The organism is Wolbachia endosymbiont (group B) of Ischnura elegans (genome assembly GCF_947251585.1).
GTDB lineage: Bacteria > Pseudomonadota > Alphaproteobacteria > Rickettsiales > Anaplasmataceae > Wolbachia.
The window spans coordinates 1733971-1755185 of record NZ_OX366371.1; the positions used below are offsets into that span (position 1 = coordinate 1733971).

General features: G+C 35.1%; 23 protein-coding genes and 6 pseudogenes. 4 read left to right on the forward strand and 25 right to left on the reverse strand.

The window, feature by feature from the left end; genetic code table 11:
- Window positions 1–33: 33 nt before the first annotated feature.
- Both OPR58_RS08950 and OPR58_RS08955 read right to left on the reverse strand, forming a co-directional pair.
- On the reverse strand, window positions 34–993 hold the full coding sequence (locus OPR58_RS08950; protein ID WP_265022212.1) for an IS5 family transposase: 960 nt from the start codon (window positions 991–993) through the stop codon (window positions 34–36).
- A gap of 110 nt (window positions 994–1103) precedes the next feature.
- Window positions 1104–1256 (reverse strand): annotated as a pseudogene (locus OPR58_RS08955) (IS5 family transposase); the annotation flags it as partial.
- 330 nt (window positions 1257–1586) lie between these two features.
- Here OPR58_RS08955 and tnpC (OPR58_RS08960) point away from each other — a divergent pair.
- A complete protein-coding gene (tnpC, locus tag OPR58_RS08960) occupies window positions 1587–2930 on the forward strand; it encodes an IS66 family transposase (RefSeq protein ID WP_265022247.1) in 1344 nt (447 codons plus the stop codon).
- A 241-nt stretch (window positions 2931–3171) separates the two neighbouring features.
- On the opposite strand, the gene OPR58_RS08965 is transcribed toward tnpC (OPR58_RS08960), so the two are convergent.
- Window positions 3172–3702 carry a head-tail connector protein gene (locus OPR58_RS08965; protein ID WP_265022496.1) on the reverse strand — a complete coding sequence of 177 codons (531 nt, stop codon included), beginning with the start codon at window positions 3700–3702 and terminating at the stop codon, window positions 3172–3174.
- 102 nt (window positions 3703–3804) lie between these two features.
- Window positions 3805–4098, reverse strand: coding sequence for a hypothetical protein (locus tag OPR58_RS08970; RefSeq protein ID WP_139686435.1), 294 nt, complete (start codon window positions 4096–4098; stop codon window positions 3805–3807).
- Window positions 4099–4742: 644 nt separating this feature from the next.
- Between OPR58_RS08970 and dut the strand changes: the two genes are divergently transcribed.
- Window positions 4743–5204, forward strand: a complete 462-nt coding sequence (gene dut, locus OPR58_RS08975; RefSeq protein ID WP_265022497.1) for a dUTP diphosphatase — start codon at window positions 4743–4745, stop codon at window positions 5202–5204.
- Between the two features lie 102 nt (window positions 5205–5306).
- Here the strand turns inward: dut and OPR58_RS08980 are convergent, their stop codons facing one another.
- Together OPR58_RS08980 and tnpC (OPR58_RS08985) are read right to left on the reverse strand one after the other, a co-directional pair.
- Window positions 5307–5564 carry a hypothetical protein gene (locus tag OPR58_RS08980; RefSeq protein ID WP_265022498.1) on the reverse strand — a complete coding sequence of 86 codons (258 nt, stop codon included), beginning with the start codon at window positions 5562–5564 and terminating at the stop codon, window positions 5307–5309.
- A gap of 13 nt (window positions 5565–5577) precedes the next feature.
- Complete coding sequence (tnpC, locus tag OPR58_RS08985; RefSeq protein ID WP_265022247.1) at window positions 5578–6921, reverse strand: IS66 family transposase; 1344 nt, start codon at window positions 6919–6921, stop codon at window positions 5578–5580.
- 171 nt (window positions 6922–7092) lie between these two features.
- Between tnpC (OPR58_RS08985) and OPR58_RS08990 the strand changes: the two are divergent.
- Window positions 7093–7237 (forward strand): annotated as a pseudogene (locus OPR58_RS08990) (phospholipase D family protein); the annotation flags it as partial.
- Here the strand turns inward: OPR58_RS08990 and OPR58_RS08995 are convergent.
- The 19 genes and pseudogenes from OPR58_RS08995 to tnpC (OPR58_RS09085) form a co-directional block, all read right to left on the reverse strand.
- Complete coding sequence (locus OPR58_RS08995) at window positions 7238–7453, reverse strand: hypothetical protein (RefSeq protein WP_265022499.1); 216 nt, start codon at window positions 7451–7453, stop codon at window positions 7238–7240. It lies immediately after the preceding pseudogene.
- 44 nt (window positions 7454–7497) lie between these two features.
- Entirely contained in the window at window positions 7498–7878 is a 381-nt protein-coding gene (locus OPR58_RS09000; protein ID WP_265022500.1) for an ankyrin repeat domain-containing protein, read from the reverse strand.
- 148 nt (window positions 7879–8026) lie between these two features.
- Window positions 8027–8188, reverse strand: a complete 162-nt coding sequence (locus OPR58_RS09005; RefSeq protein ID WP_265022501.1) for a hypothetical protein — start codon at window positions 8186–8188, stop codon at window positions 8027–8029.
- A 31-nt stretch (window positions 8189–8219) separates the two neighbouring features.
- Window positions 8220–9179, reverse strand: a complete 960-nt coding sequence (locus tag OPR58_RS09010; RefSeq protein WP_265022212.1) for an IS5 family transposase — start codon at window positions 9177–9179, stop codon at window positions 8220–8222.
- A gap of 78 nt (window positions 9180–9257) precedes the next feature.
- Window positions 9258–9395 (reverse strand): hypothetical protein, encoded by a 138-nt coding sequence (locus OPR58_RS09015; RefSeq protein WP_265022502.1) that lies wholly within the window; start codon window positions 9393–9395, stop codon window positions 9258–9260.
- Between the two features lie 31 nt (window positions 9396–9426).
- Window positions 9427–10386 carry an IS5 family transposase gene (locus OPR58_RS09020; RefSeq protein ID WP_265022212.1) on the reverse strand — a complete coding sequence of 320 codons (960 nt, stop codon included), beginning with the start codon at window positions 10384–10386 and terminating at the stop codon, window positions 9427–9429.
- 78 nt (window positions 10387–10464) lie between these two features.
- Window positions 10465–11217: a phage tail protein gene (locus tag OPR58_RS09025; RefSeq protein ID WP_265022503.1), complete on the reverse strand. Its 753-nt coding sequence runs from the start codon at window positions 11215–11217 to the stop codon at window positions 10465–10467.
- 1 nt (window position 11218) lies between these two features.
- Window positions 11219–11428: a tail protein X gene (locus OPR58_RS09030; protein ID WP_406846502.1), complete on the reverse strand. Its 210-nt coding sequence runs from the start codon at window positions 11426–11428 to the stop codon at window positions 11219–11221.
- Window positions 11425–11763 carry a phage tail protein gene (locus OPR58_RS09035; protein WP_265022504.1) on the reverse strand — a complete coding sequence of 113 codons (339 nt, stop codon included), beginning with the start codon at window positions 11761–11763 and terminating at the stop codon, window positions 11425–11427. Before OPR58_RS09035 ends, OPR58_RS09030 begins: the two co-directional genes overlap by 4 nt.
- A pseudogene (locus OPR58_RS11335) lies at window positions 11763–14181 on the reverse strand (phage tail tape measure protein). Before OPR58_RS11335 ends, OPR58_RS09035 begins: the two are co-directional and overlap by 1 nt.
- 109 nt (window positions 14182–14290) lie before the next feature.
- Window positions 14291–14548 carry a phage tail assembly protein gene (locus tag OPR58_RS09045; protein ID WP_265022487.1) on the reverse strand — a complete coding sequence of 86 codons (258 nt, stop codon included), beginning with the start codon at window positions 14546–14548 and terminating at the stop codon, window positions 14291–14293.
- Between the two features lie 90 nt (window positions 14549–14638).
- Window positions 14639–14920 carry a type II toxin-antitoxin system RelE family toxin gene (locus tag OPR58_RS09050; protein WP_265022505.1) on the reverse strand — a complete coding sequence of 94 codons (282 nt, stop codon included), beginning with the start codon at window positions 14918–14920 and terminating at the stop codon, window positions 14639–14641.
- Window positions 14904–15110, reverse strand: a complete 207-nt coding sequence (locus OPR58_RS09055) for a hypothetical protein (RefSeq protein ID WP_265022506.1) — start codon at window positions 15108–15110, stop codon at window positions 14904–14906. The genes OPR58_RS09050 and OPR58_RS09055 overlap by 17 nt, the downstream gene beginning before the upstream one ends.
- Window positions 15111–15162: 52 nt before the next feature.
- Window positions 15163–15669 carry a phage major tail tube protein gene (locus OPR58_RS09060; RefSeq protein WP_265022507.1) on the reverse strand — a complete coding sequence of 169 codons (507 nt, stop codon included), beginning with the start codon at window positions 15667–15669 and terminating at the stop codon, window positions 15163–15165.
- Window positions 15670–15689: 20 nt separating this feature from the next.
- A pseudogene (locus OPR58_RS09065) lies at window positions 15690–16867 on the reverse strand (phage tail sheath subtilisin-like domain-containing protein).
- Window positions 16868–17132: 265 nt separating this feature from the next.
- Window positions 17133–18509 (reverse strand): hypothetical protein, encoded by a 1377-nt coding sequence (locus tag OPR58_RS09070; protein ID WP_265022508.1) that lies wholly within the window; start codon window positions 18507–18509, stop codon window positions 17133–17135.
- Window positions 18506–18700 (reverse strand): hypothetical protein, encoded by a 195-nt coding sequence (locus OPR58_RS09075; RefSeq protein WP_017532579.1) that lies wholly within the window; start codon window positions 18698–18700, stop codon window positions 18506–18508. Before OPR58_RS09075 ends, OPR58_RS09070 begins: the two co-directional genes overlap by 4 nt.
- 5 nt (window positions 18701–18705) lie before the next feature.
- A pseudogene (locus tag OPR58_RS09080) lies at window positions 18706–19524 on the reverse strand (hypothetical protein); the annotation flags it as partial.
- Between the two features lie 25 nt (window positions 19525–19549).
- Window positions 19550–20893 carry an IS66 family transposase gene (gene tnpC / locus OPR58_RS09085; RefSeq protein ID WP_265022273.1) on the reverse strand — a complete coding sequence of 448 codons (1344 nt, stop codon included), beginning with the start codon at window positions 20891–20893 and terminating at the stop codon, window positions 19550–19552.
- A gap of 167 nt (window positions 20894–21060) precedes the next feature.
- Here tnpC (OPR58_RS09085) and OPR58_RS09090 point away from each other — a divergent pair.
- A pseudogene (locus tag OPR58_RS09090) lies at window positions 21061–21198 on the forward strand (IS110 family transposase); the annotation flags it as partial.
- Window positions 21199–21215 lie beyond the last annotated feature (17 nt).

Genomic DNA, 21215 nt, shown 5'->3' on the forward strand with positions numbered 1-21215 from the left:
ATAGCACTGATAGGCATGTAAATCACAATGAACTTACGCAGCTAATTTAAATTTAGCCATACCAATATCAGTAAATTTGTTCAGTAAGTAGCACTTAATTAACAGCTCTTTTTCACGATTTACCTCTGATTTATTTTTCAAGCCAAACCCAAATATTTGCTTCAACCTATAGAAAAAGACTTCAATATAAGACCGTGCTCCATACTTAACTTTTTTCTTCCATTCATTAATACCATCTTCATAATTCTCATATGACCTAATTCTACTAATATACTTGTTTCTTTCTGATAAGTAGTCAGCTAAACAAATTTTAGTATCCTTCCTAGGGCGAATAATAGGCACAATATTGTATTTTCTGCATTCTTTATACACACTTTTTATATCATAAGCCGCATCTGCTCGAATAGAACAAATGTTATATTTATCACTGACTTCTTCTAACATATCGCAGACCGGCAAATAGTCTACAGCAACACCACTAGTGTAGTTCATGCTTATTGCTTTCTTATCATTTATGTTTAAAATAACATGTAATTTTCTTACTTGACCATAACCACTGTATTTTCTTTTTCGAATATTAAGCTTACTATGCCCACCGTTATTATTGTAGATACTAACTCTAGTGCTATCTACGGCAATTTCAACATTTTCCAGATCATCTTTATTGCTTCTATGGTCATCAATCTTCAAATTAAGCTTTTTAAATCTTCTGGAAGCTTGTGTATAGCTGATAATCTTAAGTTTTTTGCCTATTTGTACCATATAACCTTTTACAAAACCTACAGCTTGTCTCAAGCCAATTCTAAAAAGATGAACTATTATGTGTATTAAAATTACAACTTTATCACTATAAGTGTTATTGCCACCTGCAACTTTTGGACTATTTTCATACCAATTTTCTATGGCTTGATTAACAAAATGAAAAACATTTCCTCTTTTTTTTAGAAACTCATTATATTCTCTTTGGTTACTTACTCTCATTTTTTGTGGCATAAGTTATACTTGTTTGAAAAATGCCTATTTTACAACAAAATGCGTTAGTAACCATAAGCTTTTCTCCTTACAATAACCTCAACCAACACTAGCTATGCAACAAAGCCTTCCAGAATCACGACCTTATCGCTATAAATATAGTTGCCACCAGCCATTTTTGGACCTTTTTCGTACCAATTTTCTATGGCATCATTGACGTAATAAAAAATATTTCCCCTCTCTTGGAGAAATTTGTTATATTCATGGCAGTTACTGACTCTCATTTTTTGTGGCATATTTTTCTTTAGTAGGTTAAATGCTTGTCTTATAGTGAATTTTGTCAGTAACTGCCAGTTCTTTTTATTTGACCTATGCAACAAAGCCATCCCAGTGTCAAGCACTGGGATGACACCTTCCTTTATGGAATTAAGTTACAATGTTTTTAGTAACCGTTCACGCAATGGCGTCAACTTAAGAGCCTTCATTAGCAGACTCTCCTAAAGACATGATGGCGTTTAGGCTTATCAACTTTGTCCATTCACGGTATAAGAAAGTAGTTTACAAAAATTGCATAATTAGTATAAAAAACAATAAACTAGATAGATGAGGGGTTGATGATAGAGGTGCTACAAGAAAAGATTGTGGTATTGGAGTCAGAAGTTGGTACTCTGAAAGCAGAGAATGATAAGTTAAGGACAAAAATAATTGAGCTAGAGGATAAGCTGGGTTTAAATTCAAAAAATTCATCGCTGCCACCATCGCAAGATGTATATCGCAAAAAGACAAAAAAGAAGAGCGATAAAAAACCAGGCGGGCAGCCAGGACATGAAGCGCACAAGCGGGAATTGATGGTAGCAGATGAGGTGGTAAAATGTTCAATTGATACAATTTGCATGTGTGGAAGCCAAGTTATTTTAGAAGAAGAAACTGTGCATCAAAAGGTTGAATTGCCAAAAATTAAACCGATAGTGACTGAATATAGGCTACAAAAAGGCTACTGTAAGGCGTGTAAGAAAAGGATCTCAGCTAGTCTGCCTGAAGGTGTGACAAGGGATCTTTTAGGAGCTAATGCAAAAGCAGTAATTAGCAGTTTTAGTGGATTTTTTATCAATTCAAAAAGGGAAGTACAGCAAATTTTGAGCAGCATATTTAATCTGAATATAAGCCTAGGTTTGGTATCAAAGACCGAGGGTAGAGTATCAGAAAAATGTATATCTGAATACGAAAAAATAAGAGAAGAGCTACGGAAAAGCAAGTATTTACATATAGATGAAACAAGCCATAGGAACCAGGGAAAGAAAGGTTGGAGTTGGGTAGTAACGAATAAAACAGCAACACTTATGAAGTTAGTTGGATCTCGCGGAAAGAAGATATTAAAAGGGCTATTGCCAGAGTATGATGGAATAGTTATAAGCGATAGGTATGCTGCGTATAATTACTTTAATCGTGAAAACAGACAGATATGCTGGGCCCATTTAGCAAGGGACTTTGAAAGGTTTTTTTACAGTAAAAATGTTGAAGTGAGCAGAATTGGCGCAGCATTAAAATCGCTGAGCAACAGGGTATTTGTGGTAGATAGAGCACGTAAACAAAACCTGATAGACAATTTAAGATTTTTCCGGTTAATGAGGAAGATTCGAAAAAGGGTGAAACATTTTTTGCGAGAGATAACAAGGGTTGCAAAAGGAACTCAGGCCTCGAGAATGGCTGCCAATATACTACGTTCTGAAGATATGATGTGGAGATTCGTGCGCAATCCTGATCTGATCGAGACAACCAATAACCTTGCAGAACGTCAGGCTAGACGGTACGTCATTTATCGTAAAAATAGTTTTTTCACTTGGTCAGAACGTGGAGAAAAGTTCATTGAAAGAATGCTTTCGATATTTTTGACTGCACGTTTGAATGATCAGAATCCTGTCCAGAAACTACAGAATTTAGTCGCTATTCCTGCCTAATTGGGAATATTCCGTGAACGGTTACTGTTTTTACAGTAAGCGCTGGAATGACACCTTCCCTTATGGAATTAAGTTACAATTTTTGTACAGTAAGCACTGGAATCCAGTTTTCTTAACCAAAAACACTTCATTCTATAATGCAAAACCCATACTCACAAAACCCAATTCATTACTCGCAATCTTGATCCAAGTACTGGTATGACACCATCTGTTGTATCTGCTATTGAATGACAAACAGGAACTACAAAACAACCTTTGGTTCGCGAAATGGAGAATACACCTTCTTCACTTCAGATAAATGGCTACTTACTTCTGATTCACGATTTTTATAGAGAGCAGAAACATGCTGTATAACACCTAGCTTTATTTGCTCAGGAACACTATCATAACCAGCTTCATATACAACATCAGCTCTTATTATGCTCAAATAATTGAAAAATTCAATATAGCTTCCTATATCACTAAAATAATAACTAAGTTTTCTATTCTTATCAGTAGCCAATATTATTTTATTCACAGGACCATAGCTTAAATAGATTCTACGAGGTATATAACCTTCATATGAAACTTGCCACGTTTGCTTTACTAGAGACTTTTCCATATGCCACTGAGCATAATCAGTTGCCATAAAAATAAAACTTGAAATCAACTTATCATCTTGATCATTTTCAATTCGTAAAAAAGATTTAACCTCTCCTAAAGTTACTGGAAAAGATTTAGGCTTAGACTTACGTTGTATATTTATAATTGGATACTTTAGTCTTGTTGACATAACAACCCTCCTTTTCTATATATAGCTAAAATAAGTAAGACTTATCCATAAAAAATCTTACTTATTTTAGTTATCACTTAATATTAAATTGCAGCAGCAACTCTATCGTACAAGTATATTGAGAAGAGAACGTATTAACGCTGTTTCTCCTTTTTTATTGATCAAGTTTACTAAGCCAGATTTTAGTAGATTGACATTCTGAGAATGAATGTTATTGAAAGTGGAGTTTATTTCTTTAGCAAGTAGACTGCGAAATTTCTGCACACTTTCATATGCGATATTTTCAAGTTCATGTGCAAACTTATCTTGAGCTACAGCTGATATGTCTTCAACTTTCTCATTGAACTCTTCTAGCTTTCTTTCCTTACCTTTAAAATTTTTTGCAAAAGTTTTCATATTAATTGGCCTCAACTATTCTTGTAATTATAATGACAATAAAAAGACTACCGAAGTAAAAAATTAGCACTACAATACTGCAAACAACAGCAGCACACCAAACCGGTTCACTTTATAGCGTAAATTCAAGTATGTCATTCAAGTAGCCCTTTTTTGTCATCCCAGTGCCCAGACACTGGGATCTAAGTTGCTCACAAGCAAACTAGCATAGAAAGGTGGTACAACGTTTTCGATGAGATTGCAGAAAGGCTGGATTCCAGCATCAAGTGCTGGAATGACATCTCTATAAGACTCCTAACTAATCCAAAATATTATTACTAATTGCAAAAAAGGCAAAAGCGTTAGCTAGTTGTTACTCTCTAATCCTAAAAATTGGCGTTCTATACTGTATTTAAACGTTTTATAAGCCCGTTTCAGCTTATATTAGGTAGAAATTATTGTGAAGACATAAAGTGCGCATAGCGGAAAGATTTATAAGACGCCAACTGTATAATACTTTTGTCGTTTAATCTGAACAGATTGAAGGTAATAAAACACTTTCAATTTTATAGTAAGGAAGCTGAAAAATTTGTCAAGTAGTTTTCTTATCTTTTACAGGCATAATTTACATGCTACAATCAAATTTTCATAACTGGTGAATAAAAATGCAAAGAGATAAAATTAAAGTAGAAATAAAAAAGTTATCACATGGCAAAAGCTTGCCTCTTCCCTGTTATGCAACTATGCAGAGTGCTGGCATGGATCTTTATGCTGCATTGGACGACTCTATTATTTTAAATCCACTTGAAAGGTTACTTATTCCAACTGGCATTGTGATTGCAATACCAAACGGTTTTGAAGGACAAGTTCGCCCACGTTCTGGGCTTGCTGCAAAATATGGAATCACTGTCTTAAATTCTCCTGGCACTATAGACTCCGATTATCGAGGTGAAGTTAAAGTTTGCCTAATCAATCTAAGTAATCAGCCATATGAAATAAAAAGAGGAGATAGAATCGCACAAATCCTCATCAATCCTGTATCTCAGGTAATTTGGGATGACAGAGAAGAATTCTGCACAGAAGAAACCGTCCGCAATGAAGGGGGCTTTGGCTCAAGCGGTAGGTAGTTTTTTATATGTAAGTTGACTGTATTGATTTTTTGATATATAATATTAATATATTATTAACTTATTTTAAGAGGAAATTATGTCAATTTTTAAAAACCACCGTCACAAAACAAACATTGCACTTGTAGCGCTTACTTCTCTGTATGTTATAGGCACAGCAGTAGCACTTTCAACACCGTATTGGGTGTCTTCAACTTCGATTTTAGCGCCAATTGCAGTTTTTGCAGCTACACCACTTGGAATAAGTGTTTTAGCATTTGCTGCTGTTGCACTGGCTAGTTTAGCAATATATTCCATGACTAAAACTCCGGTAGTTTCTATTATAAAAAAGACAGGAGATCTATTTGTGTAACCGTTCACGGAATATTCCCAATTAGGCAGGAATAGCGACTAAATTCTGTAGTTTCTGGACAGGATTCTGATCATTCAAACGTGCAGTCAAAAATATCGAAAGCATTCTTTCAATGAACTTTTCTCCACGTTCTGACCAAGTGAAAAAACTATTTTTACGATAAATGACGTACCGTCTAGCCTGACGTTCTGCAAGGTTATTGGTTGTCTCGATCAGATCAGGATTGCGCACGAATCTCCACATCATATCTTCAGAACGTAGTATATTGGCAGCCATTCTCGAGGCCTGAGTTCCTTTTGCAACCCTTGTTATCTCTCGCAAAAAATGTTTCACCCTTTTTCGAATCTTCCTCATTAACCGGAAAAATCTTAAATTGTCTATCAGGTTTTGTTTACGTGCTCTATCTACCACAAATACCCTGTTGCTCAGCGATTTTAATGCTGCGCCAATTCTGCTCACTTCAACATTTTTACTGTAAAAAAACCTTTCAAAGTCCCTTGCTAAATGGGCCCAGCATATCTGTCTGTTTTCACGATTAAAGTAATTATACGCAGCATACCTATCGCTTATAACTATTCCATCATACTCTGGCAATAGCCCTTTTAATATCTTCTTTCCGCGAGATCCAACTAACTTCATAAGTGTTGCTGTTTTATTCGTTACTACCCAACTCCAACCTTTCTTTCCCTGGTTCCTATGGCTTGTTTCATCTATATGTAAATACTTGCTTTTCCGTAGCTCTTCTCTTATTTTTTCGTATTCAGATATACATTTTTCTGATACTCTACCCTCGGTCTTTGATACCAAACCTAGGCTTATATTCAGATTAAATATGCTGCTCAAAATTTGCTGTACTTCCCTTTTTGAATTGATAAAAAATCCACTAAAACTGCTAATTACTGCTTTTGCATTAGCTCCTAAAAGATCCCTTGTCACACCTTCAGGCAGACTAGCTGAGATCCTTTTCTTACACGCCTTACAGTAGCCTTTTTGTAGCCTATATTCAGTCACTATCGGTTTAATTTTTGGCAATTCAACCTTTTGATGCACAGTTTCTTCTTCTAAAATAACTTGGCTTCCACACATGCAAATTGTATCAATTGAACATTTTACCACCTCATCTGCTACCATCAATTCCCGCTTGTGCGCTTCATGTCCTGGCTGCCCGCCTGGTTTTTTATCGCTCTTCTTTTTTGTCTTTTTGCGATATACATCTTGCGATGGTGGCAGCGATGAATTTTTTGAATTTAAACCCAGCTTATCCTCTAGCTCAATTATTTTTGTCCTTAACTTATCATTCTCTGCTTTCAGAGTACCAACTTCTGACTCCAATACCACAATCTTTTCTTGTAGCACCTCTATCATCAACCCCTCATCTATCTAGTTTATTGTTTTTTATACTAATTATGCAATTTTTGTAAACTACTTTCTTATACCGTGAATGGACAAAGTTGATAAGCCTAAACGCCATCATGTCTTTAGGAGAGTCTGCTAATGAAGGCTCTTAAGTTGACGCCATTGCGTGAACGGTTACTCAATTTCTCTGACGCCGCACAGAAAAAAAAACGCTGAGAATCTACTAATTATAACAGGAGATCCTCCATTAGTCGAGCAATACATCAAAAACTGGAAGGATCGTCAATCTCAATCTGATGCTTACACACCAAAAATAGAAGAGTAATTACTTTAAATCAGCTTTAAGCTCATCCAACTCTTCAGAGAGGTTTTTTACTTTCTCCTCCAGACGATATACCATAATAGCTAATCCATTATTTTGTTCTACAAATTTATCATGCATGTGTACCCGTAAATCCAGCTTTGCAAGCCACCAAATTGTTGCTATGGTCTGTATTAGCATCGTTACTATTACTGTGATTGGAATCTTTTGATTTTGCATAATTTGTGTTATTGAGAATTTGTACTGCGTGTTGTACATACGGTTTACTGCTTTGGTTTATACTGTTTTTCCGCCTGATCAAGCAGGTCTATAATTTCTCTATAAGGTTTATCTCTATAATAAAATGATCTTTTAAATGCCCTAGCTCTTGGAGTTTGTTCTTTCCAACCTCTAATATGAGGGTTAGCTCCTCTCTTCAACAAAAGTTTTACAACCTCTAATTGACCACCGTCAGCAGCACCAAGTAGTGCTAAACTAATATTTATATCTACTCCTTGATCTAATAGAAATGTAACAATTTCTAAGCATCCTTTCTCTGAAGCATAATATAATGCCTTTTTGCTAATATTTGAATCATCTCTACTTTTTTTTACTAATGATTTTACAGTTTCTAAGTCACAGTTCTTAGCTGACACTTCTAACATTTTCTGATACTCTTCAGCGGTCTTGGATTTTTGATAGTAATACGTAATAACAATGCATACTATTACCAATATAAACCACAATGTAGCTTGTTTCTTGCTCATGTTCGGCATTTTTTTTGCATTAAATCAACAATGTACTTATTTTCTCTTAAACATAATTACTCAAAGACGCTGATAATGTAGTACAATATCCTGAGCTATTTAAAATATGTTCTGCTCTATCAATTACCCATTCACCATCTATATCCTGATTGAATCCTACAAGATTAAGTTTTGCCTCTGCACATAACTCTGGATGGCTTTGTTGCATAGCACTGATAGGCATGTAAATCACAATGAACTTACGCAGCTAATTTAAATTTAGCCATACCAATATCAGTAAATTTGTTCAGTAAGTAGCACTTAATTAACAGCTCTTTTTCACGATTTACCTCTGATTTATTTTTCAAGCCAAACCCAAATATTTGCTTCAACCTATAGAAAAAGACTTCAATATAAGACCGTGCTCCATACTTAACTTTTTTCTTCCATTCATTAATACCATCTTCATAATTCTCATATGACCTAATTCTACTAATATACTTGTTTCTTTCTGATAAGTAGTCAGCTAAACAAATTTTAGTATCCTTCCTAGGGCGAATAATAGGCACAATATTGTATTTTCTGCATTCTTTATACACACTTTTTATATCATAAGCCGCATCTGCTCGAATAGAACAAATGTTATATTTATCACTGACTTCTTCTAACATATCGCAGACCGGCAAATAGTCTACAGCAACACCACTAGTGTAGTTCATGCTTATTGCTTTCTTATCATTTATGTTTAAAATAACATGTAATTTTCTTACTTGACCATAACCACTGTATTTTCTTTTTCGAATATTAAGCTTACTATGCCCACCGTTATTATTGTAGATACTAACTCTAGTGCTATCTACGGCAATTTCAACATTTTCCAGATCATCTTTATTGCTTCTATGGTCATCAATCTTCAAATTAAGCTTTTTAAATCTTCTGGAAGCTTGTGTATAGCTGATAATCTTAAGTTTTTTGCCTATTTGTACCATATAACCTTTTACAAAACCTACAGCTTGTCTCAAGCCAATTCTAAAAAGATGAACTATTATGTGTATTAAAATTACAACTTTATCACTATAAGTGTTATTGCCACCTGCAACTTTTGGACTATTTTCATACCAATTTTCTATGGCTTGATTAACAAAATGAAAAACATTTCCTCTTTTTTTTAGAAACTCATTATATTCTCTTTGGTTACTTACTCTCATTTTTTGTGGCATAAGTTATACTTGTTTGAAAAATGCCTATTTTACAACAAAATGCGTTAGTAACCATAAGCTTTTCTCCTTACAATAACCTCAACCAACACTAGCTATGCAACAAAGCCACTCTGGATTACCTGGTATTGTCATTTCTAAAGTCTCATTATTACGTTTCAATTGTTTCAACTTGGCATTTGCTGCACTCAGTGCTGACTCTGCATGGCTTTGTTGCATAGCACTGATAGGCATGTAAATCACAATGAACTTACGCAGCTAATTTAAATTTAGCCATACCAATATCAGTAAATTTGTTCAGTAAGTAGCACTTAATTAACAGCTCTTTTTCACGATTTACCTCTGATTTATTTTTCAAGCCAAACCCAAATATTTGCTTCAACCTATAGAAAAAGACTTCAATATAAGACCGTGCTCCATACTTAACTTTTTTCTTCCATTCATTAATACCATCTTCATAATTCTCATATGACCTAATTCTACTAATATACTTGTTTCTTTCTGATAAGTAGTCAGCTAAACAAATTTTAGTATCCTTCCTAGGGCGAATAATAGGCACAATATTGTATTTTCTGCATTCTTTATACACACTTTTTATATCATAAGCCGCATCTGCTCGAATAGAACAAATGTTATATTTATCACTGACTTCTTCTAACATATCGCAGACCGGCAAATAGTCTACAGCAACACCACTAGTGTAGTTCATGCTTATTGCTTTCTTATCATTTATGTTTAAAATAACATGTAATTTTCTTACTTGACCATAACCACTGTATTTTCTTTTTCGAATATTAAGCTTACTATGCCCACCGTTATTATTGTAGATACTAACTCTAGTGCTATCTACGGCAATTTCAACATTTTCCAGATCATCTTTATTGCTTCTATGGTCATCAATCTTCAAATTAAGCTTTTTAAATCTTCTGGAAGCTTGTGTATAGCTGATAATCTTAAGTTTTTTGCCTATTTGTACCATATAACCTTTTACAAAACCTACAGCTTGTCTCAAGCCAATTCTAAAAAGATGAACTATTATGTGTATTAAAATTACAACTTTATCACTATAAGTGTTATTGCCACCTGCAACTTTTGGACTATTTTCATACCAATTTTCTATGGCTTGATTAACAAAATGAAAAACATTTCCTCTTTTTTTTAGAAACTCATTATATTCTCTTTGGTTACTTACTCTCATTTTTTGTGGCATAAGTTATACTTGTTTGAAAAATGCCTATTTTACAACAAAATGCGTTAGTAACCATAAGCTTTTCTCCTTACAATAACCTCAACCAACACTAGCTATGCAACAAAGCCACTCTGCATTTGGATGAATTTCTAGCATGATATAACTTGGTTCACCGCTACCAACTGTTTCTTTAATAGTTTCACCCTTTTCATAGCTGTGCCATTTTGCTACTACTGAATTGTATTTATCACGTACAGTAAAATGCACTTTCCAATTAATTGTGTCTTGAGGTCTAATAGTCGTTGTTCCTAAGGCTTTTCCCGTTGCTGACTTTGCTGCACCTTTTGGAATAAAAAGTATGTATCCACCAGCTAGCTTTGCAATTGCTTCACGTTCTATTGCTATTTTGGTTAGCAAACTTATATCGCTTTCTTCTATTTGATTAATATGTGGAATCAAAACATTTTTAAATTCTTCAGCAACTTTATATCCATACCCATGTTTATTTGCTATTTCTTTGACTAAATCACCTAACGTAATCTGGTGCCACTCTCTGGATACTTTTTCCTTTAGTGATATCATCAAATTTGTTGCATGAGCTTTGATTATTAAGGTTTTTGGTGGACTTTGTACTGTAATTTCATTGACTCTATATATACCTATGGGTAGTACCTCCGTTTCTCTATATCCCAAAGCAATCTTTAGCTCTTTTGGAACTTTTATGTTATCATCCCTGTAATCGACACATATTTCAGCTATATCTTCTATAGTCCCTGATTCATCAGTAACATGCATTGACACCAAGCGATCTTTTGCTAACTCATACCCTTCAATGATAAACTCTGGTTGCATCTTACCCCCAAATCTTCAAGATTGATTTCTGTAGAGGTTTCTCAATTATAGGCAGCTTAATTTTCAGTCCTGCCGGTAAAAAACTTCCATATTCCGCAAGTCCAGGGTTTTCTTCTAATACTATTTCTACTGCTCCTGAAGTAAATCCATAGTGCTTCCAGCAAATATAGTCTAACATATCATTTTCTTTTGCTAAGTAGTATATAGTCATGAATAACGCTTCAAACTTAAATTAAATTCAACTTTTTTCGGCAATCCACAAGGGAAAAATGATGTTTGCTTTTCTTCAAAGCGAGTAATTACAAATTGCCCCAAAACATTTCCTATGCTATCAACTAAAATGTTAGGTTTTTCTGCTTCTTTCATATTCTTTAACTGATCTAATCCATTATGAAGATAAATTACTCCTTCTAAATCTATATTTTCTGCTCCCTGACCAATATTCTGTAGCAATTGCTTACCAATACACTCAACTACACTCCAAAGCTTCTCTTTGCTATATTTTAAACTTGTTGGGGTAAGTTTATATGGACCAAAAGACAACATCAATAAATAGGATCTACCGTATCAAACATAACGTCTCGTGATTTTTCTCTTATCCTTTTTATTACTTCATCTGCAAGGCTACGAATATCTTGATTTGGCTCTGCTTTAATGCTGATAGTGTAATTATTAGTGATGTTTTGAGTTTGATTCATAGTTTTCTGTTCTTTATTTTCAAACTTACTCGTTGCAAAATCTGCAAATATCTTATCATTTTCTGTGGATTTTTTTCCTCAATAAGGCTTTTGATTCTGAAGCTATTCTGATTTCTCTTGGAAAATTCTTTAATTATACTGTTACCTAACAAAGGATTTTCACTGTTGAGAATATTACTCTTTAGGGGAGTATGTACTGCTTTTATTTCAGTAACAATACTTTTTCTTTTTTCAAATTCTTTTAGTGGACTATTCTCAGAGATTTTTCCAAACACACTGCTAATAGTATTTCCTACCCATGAAAAAGCTTCTTCTATGGGTTTTATTATCGATTTCCAAAAGCTAGAGAAAAAGTCTTTCACCTTTTGCCAGTTAGTTATAACAAGAGCTGCGCCTGTGACAAGTCCAGTAATTAAAAGCCCTATAGGGTTGCTTAATGTAATTGCCCTGAGTCCTGTTACTATTACCGGTATAACTGATGAGAGTAGAGGAAAGGCTTTTGTTGCTAAGCTCAGAGTTGCAGCTTTTAAAACACTCAGTCCAGTAATTACCGCTGGAATAGCATATGTTGCTAGTGATATTAGTGCAGGCTTCAGTATCCCATGCAAAACAACTGAGAAAGCGAGCATTCCACCTCTAATTAAATTCCATGCATAACCACCACTTACTACTAGAACTTTAAGACCTATTAGTGCTGCTATGGTGCTCATTATTCCTGTAGTAATAACTGGAAATTTTTCTGCAAATCGAGCTATAGGGTTAGTTATCTCCCTTAAAAGACTGCTTACCCATTTTAAAGGAGGTAGCATTACTGAGCCCAAATTCATTCCTACTTCTGCTATTGCATTTCTCAGTAGTCGTAAATTATTTGCTGTAGTTGCTGCACGATTGTTAAATTCTTTTTGCATGGATTTTTCAAATTCTTTTTCGTTAGCTACATGAGTTATAGCCTCTTTAAAATTTTTTAAGCTTCCAACTAGTAACGCAACGTCATCTTGGTATTCTTGACCAAATAACTTAAGGAGGATTTGAGAACGTTCCTGTTTATCTACTTTCTCCATAGTTTCAAAAAAATAAAGTAGTGCATCTTGACCGTTTTCACCAATCCTTTGTGTCATCTCTTCTGCAGTTATTCCCATGTCTTCTAATGCTGCCTTGAACTCTTTGCTTTGTCCCTCAGCAGTCTGGAGTTTACTAAGTAGAGCATTTATTGCAGTTGCTGCTTTTGCTGGTTGCTTACCTAAGCTAATAAAGGCATTTACTAAACTACTTGTCTCCTTAATACCAAAGCAAACTGTTTTGCAGTACCACCAACTATAGCAAGCGCTTGAACCATATCTTTTGCTTTAGCAGCAGTCTTATCTGATAAGTGGTTTATAATGTCACCCACCCACTCCATCCTGTCTACATCTATTCCATAGATATTGGCAAGTTTAGCTATAGAATCACCTGCCTGCTCTGCAGACATATCAAATGCTGTGGACATTTTAGCCACTGTTGTCGTAAACTTAATCAGATCATCTTTTTTAACACCAAGTTGTCCACCGCTTGCAGCAATTTTAGCTAACTCAGCAGCCGAAAGTGGTATCGTACGGGACAGTTCCTTTAATGTCTGACCAAATTCTGCGGCTCCTTGATTGTGAGCTGCTTCATCCTCAGCAAATTGCACTACTTTCTTAACATCAGCCATAGCACTTTCAAAGTCAATCGCAACTTTAATTGGAGTTGCAAACCCAAGTGCAAGTGCAGCCGTTTCTACCATTTGTGATTTAAAGTATGCTTTTCTCCCCAAAAACATGTCCCGATCTTTGATGGCAGTACTCAACTTGCTATATCTACCTTTTAGCATACCCACAGAAGCACCAAGTTTATGCTGATCCTTTATCAAGGACTGAACATTTCTTCCACTTTTCCTTACTTCTTCATTGAATGAATGCAAAGCATCTCTATTTTTTAAATATGCTTCTTTTGCTTTTGTTGCGGAGGTTTTGGCCTTGTCAAACTCAGCTTTTAAAGTTTTGCTCGGTTTCTCTATTGCTTTCATTTGTTTAGCTAAAGATTTTACCTGATCCTCAAAACCTTTCCATGACCTTCTACTAGTTAAAACATCACTACCCAACTGCTTAAATTTTGATACTGATTTTAAAGATGAGTCAAGCTTTCTTATGTTCTCACCAAGACGAGTAAGTTGACTACTACTTCCTTTTATTACAGTATTAAAGCTGCCATCTAAGACTGCTCCGATTTTTATAGATAACGTTGACATTTAGACCTCTTTGCTGTTTCTGCCCATAAGATAAATTCGTTAAATTCCATATCAAGAATGTGCTCAACTCCACCACCTATGATAGAGCCAAGCACTAGTATTTCTAATCTCAAGTTTTTTGGATAATTGGTGAAAAAAAATCCTTTAATACTTCTTGCATTTTTACATAATCAGCAATATCTAACTCTTCAATTGCTTCTTTTGCAACTGATGTCAGGTTGGCAGTCAAAGTCACTTCCTTATTTAGGTCACTACCATTAATGCGTTCTATTGCCAAATAGTCTCTAACTTTTGGACGTCTAATGGTAAGTTCTGAAACAGAAATTCCATCAACTGTTATTGGGTTATTAAGTGTTATAGCTTGCATGTTCCTCCTTAAAAAGTTAATTAAATAAAAGTCTATATCGGCTTTTACATAACTAATTTCTTTATTATGATTATGGTGCTATAAATAGGATTAGCTTTGATAAGAATCTTTCCTATGTTCAATTGAAGTAATGACTACTGTATGCTCTGGTACATCTATGTAATAGAGTATGCGGTAGGTACTTACTCGTAGACTACGTTGCCCACTTAAGTTGTGCTTTAATGGCTTTCCAAGTCCAATTGGATCAACTGTTAGACGCTCCATTATTGCCTTCTTAATCATCAACTTTACTTTTGCTGGAAGAGCTGGAATGTCCTTCTTTATAACAGATTCTGAATAGTCTATATTGTAAGGTTTAATCCCAAAAGACATCTTGATGTTTAACCCTCTTTTCTTTATAGCGTTCATCAGCAATCTTAGACAATTCCATATCTTCAATTTCTTCTTCCATTAACTCAGTTAATAATTTTAAAACGGACTTGTCTTGAGATTGAGCTACACTAACAAGTAAATTAGCTAGCTGCTCCTGCTCTATGGAATTTGTATGAGCTTTAGAATCCATATCAACTATATACCTACAACTTCTTACATTTTAACATTTTTATGCGATTTTGTCAAATACCTAAAACCGTTTGCAGCAAGGCCATTTGATCAACACCATTTATCTTTCTAATCATATTTTCAGCATCGATCTCTATCAGCTCATTGCCACCTATCGTAAGTTTATAATAATGAGCAGCTACAGTGCATTTTAGAGTGGCTTTTTCAGCAGGTTTCCAGCTACCAAAATCAAATTCTTTAAAAATGCCTCTTAAATTGATTATTACAGCTTCAATATCATTACTACCACTACCTTGCATTCCACCTCTGAGCGTCAAAGATACCGAATTTCCATTTATCAACCCAAATAGCCGAAAGAGCTCTGTATCGTATTCAGAAAAAGTAAAGTCTGCTTCTAATTTCTCCATGCCCATGTCAATATTTATTGGAATATCCATACCACCAGCTCTATATTCATCTGTTTTTATGGTAAGTTTTGGCAAGGTTATTTCATCTATTTTTCCTGCATAACCCCGACCATCTACGAATATATTAAAATTCTTTAAAATCTTTGGTAGCATCTTTTTTCCCCTTAATAAAATTACGATATTTCACTATTAACCAAACGTGAACGAAAAGTAATCTGTTCAGCCGGATACGGTGGTGTAAACTCAAAGTCAAAATACACTTTGCCATTTGCAATATTTGCTGGTGTATTGAATTCAGGTGTTGGAAACATTTTCCGCTGATAATCGCTCCTTGGGCTTTTAAATTGGCCAAATAAGAATTCACCCCCTCAATCACATCATCTATATAAGTTTTTGTGATATTGCGATCAACTGCCCAGAGATGAGCTCGAAGTAAACTATCGTTAATTAAATCTGCAGTGCGCCTTACTGATAGAAAAGCCCATTTCGAATCGTTTGAACATGTTCTATTTCCCCAAAGCCTATAGCCATTTTGATGAATTATCGTTGTTACTTCATTTTCATTTAAATGGTTTGCTCTACAATTTGTATTACCGAGCGTAAAATCAATAGGCCTGCTTGTTCCAACAATACCGTTTATTTCTTTATTTGAAGGTGAGTGCCAGAAGCCTTGCTCGCTATCTACTTTCGCTATTAAACCAGCTACAAATGGACTCGATGGCAAGATTTTTTCTTTTCCTTCAATAAATAACTTAATCCATGGGTCAACTACGTAAACTCTTGAGCTGCCTACACTTTTTCTCCACTTGATTGCTTCTTCATCATTGGTATTTGGTCCATCTGCTACTATTATGCTTCTCAGCTTTTCTGCTACTCCTATCAAAGCTGCTACTACTGGGTTTTTAGGATTTTCAGATTCAGGCAATTGATGAGTAAACTGAGGTGCAATTAATATTCTTGGAGCAACATGAACTATACTTTCACTACTGAGGAATGCCTCTATCCCTTGATACTCTCCAGTCTCTTTATCAACACCGCCAATTATATTTTTCAGCGTCTCTTCTTCTTTTAATTTTGGATCACTTTCTTCAACTCGAATAACTACTACTGTTGCACCAATTTGGGAAAATATTCCTTTTACTGCTGAGAAAAGAGTTCCACTCCTTCCAAGCTTTGCTGCTTCCTTTAAGCTTCCTGCAACTAACACTGGTTTATTTAGCGGAAATTTTTGCTCATCTGCTTCAGGTGCAGTACCAATTACACCTATCACTGATGATTTAGCTGTACGTACTGACCTTGCTCCAGAGGTTACCTCTATAACATTTACTCCGTGCAAAAATTCCTCTGTCATATAGTTATCTGCTAAAACTTGCTCTTTAAAATTGTCAAGAAAACTCTTTTAATTTTCTTCTTCTGATTGCTACTTTTTAAGGTTTAGTATATTTATAAAAATAAAGACAAAAACTAGAAAGTGTAGAAAATTTCGCATTTTGCAATAGCTCTTCTTAAATATTCTTTTTACTGCGTTGAACAATTTTCCCCTCCTGTTAAACAATTACCAATAAAAATTCTCTCTGGCTTGTTTTAAAGTATTTTGTTTTCAACTTATATATTTTTTAATGCCAAAGTTTATATGTTGCATCTAACCCAGGACACTGCCAAGCTCTTAGTGTTCTCTCTACATCTATTTCAAGTCCTGTAGTCAGAAAATTGCTGCGAAAGTTATATATTCCCCACTGAATAAATTGACCATAGATTGTGCTATACGTGTGCTCACTTGCAAAGAACTCAGGTGTCTCACCAACTCTTTCACCTTCTGAGTGAAGATTAGATGACGTATAAAGTAACACTGTAACGGTTTTTCCTGCTGGAATGATTATGTTACCTGATGCAATAAATTCAGGACTGTTAATTTCATGCTGGTAAATACGTGTCCAAGTAATTCTCGAAATCTCTGACTTCCTTGTATTAGTTTTATCAGGTGTACCTATAAATAATCCTGCTCCTCCATAATTAACTTCTTCTTTATACCACATTGCAGATCCAACAAAGTTTAGAGTTTTACTTATATCTACATTGCTTGTGTTTTTTACGAATATTACTCCCAATTCAGCATAAGGGTATTTCAGCATATTGAATTGCTCAGAAAATCCATCATACATAAATCTTGGGTATGATTCTCCATAGATAAATGTACCTTTGCTTCCCTCTAAAAAACTGAGTTGTCTTGGCCGATAAAAACTAACATAGCTTGTATCATATGTGTGAGTACCTGCTAGTAGTTGTAGCATATAGTCTGTTTTTGTTACATCACTACTCCACTGACCAAGCTCAGTTGTAAAAGTTCCGTGGCCAAAGTAATTATTTTTTCTACTTAGTACACCAAATAAAAAAGGTAATGCTCCAGGTTCAATCATATGACGATTTCTTACTTCTTTCATGATTGATGAGCCACTTGGTACATCATTAACAGTACGGAAGTTATTCACTAAACCTTTAAGACCATCTTTATGACTATTACTAATGCTATTTATTGCTGCAATATTGGCATTCTTTCTCGTATCAAGTAGCGATAAATTTGTTGTTCCTTTTTCATCAATTCTCTTTAATAACTGCTTCTCTGATTCAGAGATCACTGCTAAAGAACTAGCTTTTTTATTATCCAGATCAGTTAAGTGTTTTTTTGTACTATCAAGAAGTTCTTTTAGCTTACCATCAGTCATCTGTACAATTTCAGAAACTGCACTTTTGTCGACTATTGATTCCAATGCTTTAGCAAGATATGCTAATTGATCTGGAGTACTGTTTTCTGCTAAATCCTTAAGTCTTTTTTGTAGTGCATCAATTATTCCTTTTACTTCAGTCATCTGTACAACGTTGGAAATAGCTTTTTTATCTGCTATCAATTCCAGCGATTTTGCAAGATATGCCAGTTGATCAGGTGTGCTATTTGCTGCTAAATCCTTTATCCTTTGGTATATTGCTTCTTTCATTTCCAAAAATTTAAAAAAGTCTCAAAATTAAACCGCTCAAAATTACTCTTAAGTTGATTATGCTCATCTTCTCTTTCGGTAATATCTTCATCTATTTTCTCAATTGTAGTACGGATACGTACCACATCTTGAACTGCAATATTTTCTGGATGCGGTAAAGGATATCCACGCCTTGTTTTATCATTTGGCATTTTTCTTATGTTATAACAATCCGCAAGTTTTTTACCTTTGGCCGATAGATAACCGTACCACTTAAAACCAATTTTACCCTTGTTTCACTGGCATTAAAGTTTGTCAGTACGTGGGTTCTTTCCACCCAATTTTCTCCAATTGGTTTTCCTGATGTTAAATTTACTAATTGCCAATCCACGTTTTTTTGTACATATGCTTTAACATCTGCAGTGCCAGGTATTAGCGCATCATACGTTATGGTAATTTTAGTGTTAGCTCCTGCTGTAATACTTCTTGTAACATAATCTCCAGACTCTGAAAGATTACCTAGAACTAGCTGTAGTCCAGGATAAAGAACTGGACTTTTTTCTCGCCCTCCTTTTAGGCTTGCTTTTACCGTTAACTCTCCAGATAGTCTTTCACGCAGTGCAAGCGGCAAATTATCAGACAAAAAGTTTTCTTTTCCCTCTTCATCTGTCAGAATAAATTCTACATTGGTATCAAATGCTACTTTTTCGACGTTCGTCAAAACAATTAAATCTGATACATTATTTACAGTAACTTTGCCCAGATCAACAACATGAGAAACTTCACTAAATTTTGCAGCTAGTAGTCGAAACGTTAAATCTAAATTTTGATGTGGAGTCCAGGTGCTTGCATTGCTTGATGACAGTAATACTCCTACTTGATATGGCTGGCTTGTTACCCAACGGCTATTTACTGCATCATATTTGCCAAGTTCTGCTATCTTTACTGCGGTACCAGGATCATCAGTAAGCAGTACTATTGCATACTCCTCTCCTGCATGACAAAACACTGGTGACCAAGTTATACGTGTTGCTGTGTAACCGTTCACGGAATATTCCCAATTAGGCAGGAATAGCGACTAAATTCTGTAGTTTCTGGACAGGATTCTGATCATTCAAACGTGCAGTCAAAAATATCGAAAGCATTCTTTCAATGAACTTTTCTCCACGTTCTGACCAAGTGAAAAAACTATTTTTACGATAAATGACGTACCGTCTAGCCTGACGTTCTGCAAGGTTATTGGTTGTCTCGATCAGATCAGGATTGCGCACGAATCTCCACATCATATCTTCAGAACGTAGTATATTGGCAGCCATTCTCAAGGCCTGAGTTCCTTTTGCAACCCTTGTTATCTCTCGCAAAAAATGTTTCACCCTTTTTCGAATCTTCCTCATTAACCGGAAAAATCTTAAATTGTCTATCAGGTTTTGTTTACGTGCTCTATCTACCACAAATACCCTGTTGCTCAGCGATTTTAATGCTGCGCCAATTCTGCTCACTTCAACATTTTTACTGTAAAAAAACCTTTCAAAGTCCCTTGCTAAATGGGCCCAGCATATCTGTCTGTTTTCACGATTAAAGTAATTATACGCAGCATACCTATCGCTTATAACTATTCCATCATACTCTGGCAATAGCCCTTTTAATATCTTCTTTCCGCGAGATCCAACTAACTTCATAAGTGTTGCTGTTTTATTCGTTACTACCCAACTCCAACCTTTCTTTCCCTGGTTCCTATGGCTTGTTTCATCTATATGTAAATACTTGCTTTTCCGTAGCTCTTCTCTTATTTTTTCGTATTCAGATATACATTTTTCTGATACTCTACCCTCGGTCTTTGATACCAAACCTAGGCTTATATTCAGATTAAATATGCTGCTCAAAATTTGCTGTACTTCCCTTTTTGAATTGATAAAAAATCCACTAAAACTGCTAATTACTGCTTTTGCATTAGCTCCTAAAAGATCCCTTGTCACACCTTCAGGCAGACTAGCTGAGATCCTTTTCTTACACGCCTTACAGTAGCCTTTTTGTAGCCTATATTCAGTCACTATCGGTTTAATTTTTGGCAATTCAACCTTTTGATGCACAGTTTCTTCTTCTAAAATAACTTGGCTTCCACACATGCAAATTGTATCAATTGAACATTTTACCACCTCATCTGCTACCATCAATTCCCGCTTGTGCGCTTCATGTCCTGGCTGCCCGCCTGGTTTTTTATCGCTCTTCTTTTTTGTCTTTTTGCGATATACATCTTGCGATGGTGGCAGCGATGAATTTTTTGAATTTAAACCCAGCTTATCCTCTAGCTCAATTATTTTTGTCCTTAACTTATCATTCTCTGCTTTCAGAGTACCAACTTCTGACTCCAATACCACAATCTTTTCTTGTAGCACCTCTATCATCAACCCCTCATCTATCTAGTTTATTGTTTTTTATACTAATTATGCAATTTTTGTAAACTACTTTCTTATACCGTGAATGGACAAAGTTGATAAGCCTAAACGCCATCATGTCTTTAGGAGAGTCTGCTAATGAAGGCTCTTAAGTTGACGCCATTGCGTGAACGGTTACTAAGTCTGCGCTTGGTGCCTTCTATTCAAGGCTTGTTGGTAAAGGTAAAAAGAAGATGGTGGCTATGACAGCTCTAATGCGTAAAATCATAGTAATTGCCAATGCGAGGCTTAAAGAAGCAGTCAATGTGAATTAAAAAAATCTGCATAGAAA

What these genes read in the sequence shown, in the direction of transcription:
- tnpC (WP_265022247.1), top strand. Translation starts at nt 1,587, where the DNA reads ATGATAGAGGTGCTACAAGAAAAGATTGTGGTATTGGAGTCAGAAGTT.
- OPR58_RS09025 (WP_265022503.1), bottom strand. Translation starts at nt 11,217, where the DNA reads ATGCAACCAGAGTTTATCATTGAAGGGTATGAGTTAGCAAAAGATCGC.
- tnpC (WP_265022273.1), bottom strand. Translation starts at nt 20,893, where the DNA reads ATGATAGAGGTGCTACAAGAAAAGATTGTGGTATTGGAGTCAGAAGTT.
- OPR58_RS09000 (WP_265022500.1), bottom strand. Translation starts at nt 7,878, where the DNA reads ATGTTAGAAGTGTCAGCTAAGAACTGTGACTTAGAAACTGTAAAATCA.
- OPR58_RS09035 (WP_265022504.1), bottom strand. Translation starts at nt 11,763, where the DNA reads ATGTTGTCTTTTGGTCCATATAAACTTACCCCAACAAGTTTAAAATAT.
- OPR58_RS08965 (WP_265022496.1), bottom strand. Translation starts at nt 3,702, where the DNA reads ATGTCAACAAGACTAAAGTATCCAATTATAAATATACAACGTAAGTCT.
- OPR58_RS09010 (WP_265022212.1), bottom strand. Translation starts at nt 9,179, where the DNA reads ATGCCACAAAAAATGAGAGTAAGTAACCAAAGAGAATATAATGAGTTT.
- OPR58_RS09060 (WP_265022507.1), bottom strand. Translation starts at nt 15,669, where the DNA reads ATGCTACCAAAGATTTTAAAGAATTTTAATATATTCGTAGATGGTCGG.
- OPR58_RS09015 (WP_265022502.1), bottom strand. Translation starts at nt 9,395, where the DNA reads ATGCAACAAAGCCATGCAGAGTCAGCACTGAGTGCAGCAAATGCCAAG.
- OPR58_RS09045 (WP_265022487.1), bottom strand. Translation starts at nt 14,548, where the DNA reads ATGCAAGCTATAACACTTAATAACCCAATAACAGTTGATGGAATTTCT.
- OPR58_RS09020 (WP_265022212.1), bottom strand. Translation starts at nt 10,386, where the DNA reads ATGCCACAAAAAATGAGAGTAAGTAACCAAAGAGAATATAATGAGTTT.
- OPR58_RS08995 (WP_265022499.1), bottom strand. Translation starts at nt 7,453, where the DNA reads ATGCAAAATCAAAAGATTCCAATCACAGTAATAGTAACGATGCTAATA.
- OPR58_RS09030 (WP_406846502.1), bottom strand. Translation starts at nt 11,428, where the DNA reads ATGACTATATACTACTTAGCAAAAGAAAATGATATGTTAGACTATATT.
- tnpC (WP_265022247.1), bottom strand. Translation starts at nt 6,921, where the DNA reads ATGATAGAGGTGCTACAAGAAAAGATTGTGGTATTGGAGTCAGAAGTT.
- OPR58_RS08950 (WP_265022212.1), bottom strand. Translation starts at nt 993, where the DNA reads ATGCCACAAAAAATGAGAGTAAGTAACCAAAGAGAATATAATGAGTTT.
- dut (WP_265022497.1), top strand. Translation starts at nt 4,743, where the DNA reads ATGCAAAGAGATAAAATTAAAGTAGAAATAAAAAAGTTATCACATGGC.
- OPR58_RS09070 (WP_265022508.1), bottom strand. Translation starts at nt 18,509, where the DNA reads ATGAAAGAAGCAATATACCAAAGGATAAAGGATTTAGCAGCAAATAGC.
- OPR58_RS09005 (WP_265022501.1), bottom strand. Translation starts at nt 8,188, where the DNA reads ATGCAACAAAGCCATCCAGAGTTATGTGCAGAGGCAAAACTTAATCTT.
- OPR58_RS08970 (WP_139686435.1), bottom strand. Translation starts at nt 4,098, where the DNA reads ATGAAAACTTTTGCAAAAAATTTTAAAGGTAAGGAAAGAAAGCTAGAA.
- OPR58_RS09050 (WP_265022505.1), bottom strand. Translation starts at nt 14,920, where the DNA reads ATGTCTTTTGGGATTAAACCTTACAATATAGACTATTCAGAATCTGTT.
- OPR58_RS09075 (WP_017532579.1), bottom strand. Translation starts at nt 18,700, where the DNA reads ATGCCAAATGATAAAACAAGGCGTGGATATCCTTTACCGCATCCAGAA.
- OPR58_RS09055 (WP_265022506.1), bottom strand. Translation starts at nt 15,110, where the DNA reads ATGGATTCTAAAGCTCATACAAATTCCATAGAGCAGGAGCAGCTAGCT.